Source organism: Streptomyces sp. NPDC060205 (genome assembly GCF_042728395.1).
In the GTDB taxonomy this organism is placed as follows: Bacteria; Actinomycetota; Actinomycetes; order Streptomycetales; family Streptomycetaceae; genus Streptomyces.
In genome coordinates, this window is the sequence record NZ_JBHWZP010000002.1 from 83,657 (window position 1) to 90,127 (window position 6,471).

At 70.5% G+C, this 6,471-nt stretch carries 9 protein-coding genes; 7 read left to right on the forward strand and 2 right to left on the reverse strand.

Features of this window, described 5'->3' with window-relative positions; translation table 11 throughout:
* The first annotated feature begins 217 nt into the window (after nt 1–217).
* The gene (locus ACFWGJ_RS00815) at nt 218–670 is read left to right on the forward strand and encodes an NUDIX domain-containing protein (RefSeq protein WP_387320053.1); all 453 of its coding nucleotides are present in this window, start codon (nt 218–220) and stop codon (nt 668–670) included.
* A gap of 52 nt (nt 671–722) precedes the next feature.
* Complete coding sequence (locus tag ACFWGJ_RS00820) at nt 723–902, forward strand: DUF6480 family protein (RefSeq protein ID WP_387320054.1); 180 nt, start codon at nt 723–725, stop codon at nt 900–902.
* A 371-nt stretch (nt 903–1,273) separates the two neighbouring features.
* Here ACFWGJ_RS00820 and ACFWGJ_RS00825 read toward each other — a convergent pair whose 3' ends face one another.
* A complete protein-coding gene (locus tag ACFWGJ_RS00825; RefSeq protein ID WP_387320055.1) occupies nt 1,274–1,813 on the reverse strand; it encodes a 2'-5' RNA ligase family protein in 540 nt (179 codons plus the stop codon).
* 241 nt (nt 1,814–2,054) lie between these two features.
* On the opposite strand from ACFWGJ_RS00825, the gene ACFWGJ_RS00830 reads away from it, so the two are divergent.
* The 5 genes from ACFWGJ_RS00830 to ACFWGJ_RS00850 all read left to right on the forward strand — a co-directional run bounded on the left by ACFWGJ_RS00830 (nt 2,055) and on the right by ACFWGJ_RS00850 (nt 5,540).
* Nucleotides 2,055–2,465, forward strand: coding sequence for a DUF4190 domain-containing protein (locus ACFWGJ_RS00830; RefSeq protein WP_387320056.1), 411 nt, complete (start codon nt 2,055–2,057; stop codon nt 2,463–2,465).
* Between the two features lie 168 nt (nt 2,466–2,633).
* A complete protein-coding gene (locus ACFWGJ_RS00835; protein WP_387320057.1) occupies nt 2,634–3,446 on the forward strand; it encodes an STAS domain-containing protein in 813 nt (270 codons plus the stop codon).
* On the forward strand, nt 3,443–3,880 hold the full coding sequence (locus ACFWGJ_RS00840) for an STAS domain-containing protein (RefSeq protein WP_387320058.1): 438 nt from the start codon (nt 3,443–3,445) through the stop codon (nt 3,878–3,880). The genes ACFWGJ_RS00835 and ACFWGJ_RS00840 overlap by 4 nt, the downstream gene beginning before the upstream one ends.
* Before the next feature lie 23 nt (nt 3,881–3,903).
* On the forward strand, nt 3,904–4,311 hold the full coding sequence (locus tag ACFWGJ_RS00845; protein WP_387320067.1) for an anti-sigma regulatory factor: 408 nt from the start codon (nt 3,904–3,906) through the stop codon (nt 4,309–4,311).
* Nucleotides 4,308–5,540, forward strand: coding sequence for an ATP-binding SpoIIE family protein phosphatase (locus ACFWGJ_RS00850; protein WP_387320068.1), 1,233 nt, complete (start codon nt 4,308–4,310; stop codon nt 5,538–5,540). The genes ACFWGJ_RS00845 and ACFWGJ_RS00850 overlap by 4 nt, the downstream gene beginning before the upstream one ends.
* Before the next feature lie 70 nt (nt 5,541–5,610).
* Here the strand turns inward: ACFWGJ_RS00850 and ACFWGJ_RS00855 are convergent, their stop codons facing one another.
* Nucleotides 5,611–6,438 carry a class I SAM-dependent methyltransferase gene (locus ACFWGJ_RS00855; protein WP_387320059.1) on the reverse strand — a complete coding sequence of 276 codons (828 nt, stop codon included), beginning with the start codon at nt 6,436–6,438 and terminating at the stop codon, nt 5,611–5,613.
* Between the last annotated feature and the right edge of the window lie 33 nt (nt 6,439–6,471).

The window sequence follows — 6,471 nt, forward strand, 5'->3', positions numbered from 1 at the left end:
GGCAGAACGCATGACAATCACGACGACCCCCTATGGCATGTACGTGCCAGCATGTGCCTTTGCTGACCGCACCGACCAGGCCGAAAAACGCCAACAACTCCCCGCCGACGCTGCCGGTCCCGGTCAGCCGCCACCGGCCCCCTGGGCGCGCCACTTGTCAAGGGCTGTACCGTTCCCGTAGGTGACGTCCCGTTTGATTTCGACCGGCCGAGGCTCCGTGCGACGACTCTTTGCCCGCCTCTGGCGGCTCCTGCGCCCCGTCCAGAACCGCATCGTGTGGACCCTCAACGCCAAGTTCGTGGTGGGCGTGATCGGTGTCGTGCGCGACGGCGAGGGGCGGGTCCTGCTGCTGCGGCACCGGATGTGGCCGCCGAGCCGCCCGTGGGGGCTGCCGAGTGGTTTCGCGCACAAGGGTGAGGACTTCCGGCACACCGTGATCCGCGAGGTCAGGGAGGAGACCGGGCTCGATGTGGAAGTGGGCCGTCTGGTCATGCTGAACAGCGGCTTCCGCACCCGTATGGAAGTGGCCTACGAGGCTCGTCTCGTCGGCGGTGAACTGCGCATCGACCCCTTCGAGATCCTGGAAGCCCGCTGGTGCCACCCCGACGACCTCCCCCAGGGCGTCCAGCCCGTGTGCCTGCCCCTGGTACGCGGCGAGACGAACCCCTGAGGGCGAGCGCTCTGCGGATGCGCGCCCGTGCGACCTGCGTGAGCCTGAAGTCATGACGGATCCACGCGTGCCACCACAGGAAACACCCCCGGCCGAGGGCTCGATCGCCGAGGCACACGAGGAGCGTGCGGATGGAGGCATGTGGGAACACCCCGGCGTCTGGGTCTGGCTGATCGTCCTCGGCGCCGCGATCGTCGCGGGCTTCTTCATCGCCCGCATCTTCGCTCTCTGAACTTGTCCCGCGGCCCCTGACGCCGTCAGTCCCGCAGGGCGGCCGTGAGCACGCCCCGTGGCGCAAGACCGCGGCGGCGTTCGTCCGCTCCGCCGCATTTCAGTGCTCGTTGAATTGTTTGAGGCCGACACGCTCGGCGGGTGACGATGCGCGCACCGCAACACACTCCAGACGGTAGGCACGGTCGCGGCGTTCAAGAACCGGTTGTTCACCGTCATCGGCACCATCGCGGGCCGTGAGGCGAACGGAACGGTCCACGGATACAGCAGTTACGACTTCTCGCCGGTCTGGTACGCGTACAACTGCTGACTTCGATGTCGACGGACGGCGGCCTCCGCACACAGCGGTTGGCCGCCGTTCGCGTTCAGGGCCTAGGACCACTGTCCCAGCGGGGTGGTGGAGCGATCAGCAGAGTCGTACGTACGAGCCTTCACCCAGTCGCCCGTCAGGACGTCGTCCGGTCCGCCGGGCGCCCCGGAGAACAGCGGAGTGCCGGGGCGGGCGGCGTCGCGGCCACGGGCGAGGGTGATGTGCGGCTTCCAGCGCTCGGGGGCATGGAGCGGATTCAGCCGTCCGCCGGCCGGGGCGTCGCACAGGATGCGCCATACCGCCTCGTGCAGGCGCATCAGGGCTTCGTCGGGCCGGACCGCCCAGGCCAGGACAGGCGTCCGGCCGGCGAACCGTACCGTTCCGTCGAGGTGCAGGGGGACGGGCAGGGCGGCGAGCACGTCGTGGAGCCGGACGCGTACCTCGGGCACGAGTGTGTCGGCCGTGGCGAGGGTCAGGTGGGGGCGGTTCGTCGGGTGCCGGTGAGCGGCCTGGCTGGGCAGACCGGCGTCCGACAGGCGCCGCCACACATCGCGTACGGTCCGCTCGGTCGTCACGTCGGGCAGGAGCTCGACAGTCTGCACCCAGGCAGCGTACGACGGGGCATGGGGCCGTCGCGCTTCGTGCAGTCGCCCGTGTGACTTCCGTCCGCGTGCACACCGTCCGCTCCCCCACGCTTGCCGGGGCGACCGTCTCCCCGTGGCGAGCGCCGCCTGGCACGGCCGCACGGCTCGCGCGACGGCATGTGATGCACGCCACGGGGAACACGGCTGAGCACACGTACGACAAGTGCTGCTGACGGTGAACGGAAGGCGAGGCCCGCGGATGGCTCACTACGGTCAACCTGCTTACCCCTATCCCGGACATCCTGAGAATCCCGGGGCGAGAACCAGCAACGGCCTCGCGATCGCGGCACTGGTGCTCGGCATCGCGGCCTGCGTGTTCTTCTGGACGGTCTTCGGAGGCATCCTCCTGGGCCTGGTGGGCCTGGTACTCGGCATCATCGCCGCCCGGCGCGCCCGTGGCGGACGGGCCCCGCACCGGGGCATGGCCATCGTGGGCGCGATCCTGAGCGCTCTCGCGGTCATCGCGTCCTCCGTCATCGTCGCGATCGGCGTCTCCTTCCTGACCTCGGACTCGTTCAAGGACTACAACGACTGCGTCCAGCACGCGGACAACAAGTCCGAACGCGAACAGTGCTCCGAGGACTTCGAACGCGACGTCAACAACAACTGACTGTCCCGGTGCCATCACCGCTCCGCGAACCCACAGCCGGGTAGGGCGGGAGAGCGGCGCCATCGGGGCTCACCGGGATGGCTTATGGTTCCGAAAGGGCCGTCTGGTCTGCTGACGAAGGATGTGCTCGTGGCCGGTGGCGGCGTTTCGGATCGTTTGGTCGAGCTGTTGTCCGTTCGGGGTGAGGACCTCGGCGGCGACTGGGCGGACAAGGTCACCGGCCGGCTGAGCGGACGGGTGAGTCGCGCGGAGGTCCACCAGGAGCTCCAGGAGATCTACACGGCACTGGTGGCCGCGCTCGGCAGCGGCAGTCTCGACGGGCACGGCGACGCGTACGGCGAAGTCCGCGCCCTGCTCACCGAGCTGTCGCGCAACCGGGCCCGGCAGGGTTTCACCCCGACCGAGACCGCGGTCAGCGTGTTCGCCCTCAAGGAGGTCCTGGAGCCGGCCCTGTCCGGTCAGGACAGCGACCTGCAGGCGTATCTGCGGTTCGCCTCGCTGCTGGACACGCTGGGGCTGTTCACCATCGAGGTGTACGCGGCCACGCGTGAGGAGCTGGTGGCGGCGCAGGCCGAGCAGCTGCTGGAGCTGTCGACGCCGGTGGTGAAGCTGTGGGACGGGGTGATCGGTGTCCCGCTGGTCGGGACCCTGGACTCGGCGCGCACGATGGTCGTGATGGAGAAAATGCTCCAGGCGCTGATCGACACGGGTTCCGAGCACGCGATCATCGACATCACCGGAGTCCCGGCCGTGGACACCGAAGTGGCCCAGCACCTGCTGAAGACCGTGGTGGCGGCCCGGCTGATGGGCGCGGAGTGCACGATCTCCGGGATCCGCCCGCAGATCGCGCAGACCGTCGTCGCCCTCGGGATCAACTTCGGTGACATCGTCACCAAGGCCACGCTGGCCGACGCACTGCGCCACGCGCTGCGCCGCTCGGGCGTCACCCTCTCGGCAACGTCACAGGCCGACGCCCAGTGAGTGAGCGCGTCCCCGTCCTGCGGATCGGGCAGGTACTGCTGGTCTCCATCCAGATCGACCTGGACGACCAGTCGGTGCTGGCGCTGCAGGACGATCTGGCGGCGAAGATCGTCGAGTCCGGTGCGCACGGGGTGGTCATCGACATCACCGCCCTGGACATCGTGGACTCCTTCGTGGGCCGGATGCTGGCCACGGTCGCCTCGCTCTCGCGTCTGCTGGACGCGCAGACCGTCGTGGTGGGCATGCGCCCCGCGGTGGCCATCACCCTGGTCGAGCTGGGTCTTTCGCTGGGCGGCGTACGCACCGCGCTGACCCTGGAAAAGGGCCTGAAGGTGCTGGAGCGGGCCCACGTCTCGTCCCTGGGAGCTTCCGGCCCCGTGGGTGCGGTGCCGGACACCGCGGGTACGGTGCCGGACACCGCGGCAGGACGGTGAACGGCACCCCCGGCGCCCCTCAGCTGGATCCCGGCGCTCCTCAGCTGTTGGAGATCACCGCCACTGCGGGGGTCGTACAGGCGCGTCAGCTGGCGCGCGCGCTGGCCCAGGAGTGCCGCTTCTCGCTGGTGGACCAGACGAAGCTGATCACCGCCGCCAGCGAGCTGGCCCGTAACACGCTGATACACGGCGGCGGAGGCACCATGGCGGCCGATCTGGTGGACGAACGCGGCCGGCACGGCGTACGCATCGTCTTCAGCGACACCGGTCCGGGCATCGCCGATGTGGAGCTCGCCCTCACCGACGGCTGGACATCGGGCGGCGGCATGGGCCTGGGGCTGTCCGGCTCCAGGCGGCTGGTCGACGACTTCGTCCTGGACACCGCCCCGGGGCGCGGAACCAGCGTGACCATCACCAAGTGGGCGCGATGACCGGTCCGGGACTCATACAACTGGTGGACTGCGAGGACGTGGCCTGGTTCCGTGACGGGTCCCAGGGCGCCCGTGGGGCCGCCGCCGCTCTGGGCCGGCGTATCGGACTGGGCGAGCAGCGCACCGCCGAGCTGGTGCTGGCCGTGACGGAACTGGCCACCAATCTCACCAGGCACGCCGTCGACGGCTCTCTGCTGCTGCGTGTCCTGCGCAGCGACACCACGGCCGGGGTGGAGGTGGTGGCGGTGGACGCGGGCCCGGGGATGGCGGACGTACCGGCAGCGCTGCGGGACGGCATGTCGACGCTCGGCACCCTCGGTATCGGCCTCGGCGCGATCCATCGGCTGGCCGATGCCCTGCACATACACTCCCGACCCGGTCTGGGCACGGTGCAGCTCGCTCGGTTCTGGCCCCGGCCCGTGCACCCCCGCGTGGCCGGGGAGCCCTCCGTGGGAGGCATCACCCGGCCCATCAGCGGCGAGGAGGTCTGCGGCGACGCCTGGGCCGCGCGCACGGACACCGGAGGAGCGGCGACGCCGGCTCCGGCTCCGGCCGAGAAGGTCACCGACCCGTATGCACCGGCCCCCGCCGCCCCCGACTGGGCGACTCTGACCGGAGTCCGGCTGCCTGCGGCACGGACACACACGGCCACGGAGCAGAACACTTCTTCATTGCGTACGCGGACAACGGGCCGCCCCGCGCCCGTGCGGGCCTCTGTCGCCGGTCCAGGCCCCGGCCTGCTGGTCATGTCCTGTGACGGACTGGGCCACGGTCCGATGGCCGCCGCAGCGGCGCAGGCCGCCGCCCGCGCTTTCAGGACGGGGACAGCCCGCACCCCGGAACAGGCGATGGAGCAGGTGCACCGGGCGCTGCGCGGCACCCGCGGCGCGGCAGTGGCCATCGCCCGCCTGGAGCCCGACGGCCGCCTGCTGTTCTGCGGCGTCGGAAACATCACCGCCGCACTGGTCACCCGCACCTCCCGCACCACACTGCTCTCCCACCCGGGCATCGCGGGCCACCAGATGCACCAACTGCGCACGTACGAGCACCACTTGCCCGCCGACGCCGTCCTGGTGATGCACTCCGACGGCCTCAGCGACCGCTGGAACCACACGGATCTCGCAGGCCTGCTGCACCACCCGCCCACCGTGATCGCCTCCGCGCTACTGCGCCAGGCCGGAACCCGTCGCGACGACGCCAGCGCGGTGACAGCCAAGGCACCCTGGTGAACACGCCGGACAGCGGCGGTCGTACGGCAAGCTCGTGCACGGCAGGCCGGTGGTGCCCCTGCGGGCGGGGTCAGTTCGTGTCCGCTCGTGCCGCGGTCGTGGCCAAAGTCGTGTAGTTCATCGTGAAGCTTCCGCCCAGCGCGTCGATCGCGGCTCCGACCGCGTCCAGGATCCGGGCCAGTTGATCGGGGCGGAGTCGGGTGAGGCCTCCGGTCGTGGGCAGCAGGTCCAGCCACTGGTCGCGTGTGTATGGATGCTCCCAGTCGTAGCGCCACTGTTCGGGTGCGTCGAACTGTCCGGTCTCGCGGATCGCGTCGGCGAACTTCGCGTAGCCCGACTGGTAGAAGTCGATCGGGCGTCGGGCCGGTTGGCCGGTGAACGGGGAGTCGGGCGCCACCTTTCGGTAGGCGGCGGCGAACGGTTCGGCCACCTCGGCCGGCGGCTCGTAAACGTGTCCGAAGATCGCGAGCCGTCCTCCCGGACGCAGCACACGGGCCGCCTTCACGACCCCGGCGACCGGTTGCACCCAGTGCCAGGACTGGGCGGCGACCACCGCGTCGAAGGCCCGGTCGGCCGGCTGCCAGGCTTCGAAGGCCGCGACCTCGACCCGCAGGCCACGGCCTCGCGCGACATCCGCCATCCGCGCATCGGGCTCGATGCCGAGCACCGTGCAGCCGGCGGCCTGGAACTGGCGGGCGGCGATGCCGGTGCCGCAGCCGACGTCGAGCACGTCGGGTCCGGGGCTCGCGGCGACGATCCGTGTCACCAACGCGTCGGGATAGCCGGGCCGCGCCTGGTCGTAGCGCTGCGCGTCCACGCCGAACGACTCGGCCATCCGCCGGACCTCATGCGGCTGCGCCGGGGACGGCCCCGGCTGCTCTCGCGGTAAAGTGGGCATGCGCCCACCTTAGTGCTGTCTCTTATACACATC

Coding starts and splice junctions, on each gene's coding strand:
- ACFWGJ_RS00830 (WP_387320056.1), top strand. CDS start 2,055: ATGGCTCACTACGGTCAACCTGCTTACCCCTATCCCGGACATCCTGAG.
- ACFWGJ_RS00850 (WP_387320068.1), top strand. CDS start 4,308: ATGACCGGTCCGGGACTCATACAACTGGTGGACTGCGAGGACGTGGCC.
- ACFWGJ_RS00855 (WP_387320059.1), bottom strand. CDS start 6,438: ATGCCCACTTTACCGCGAGAGCAGCCGGGGCCGTCCCCGGCGCAGCCG.
- ACFWGJ_RS00820 (WP_387320054.1), top strand. CDS start 723: ATGACGGATCCACGCGTGCCACCACAGGAAACACCCCCGGCCGAGGGC.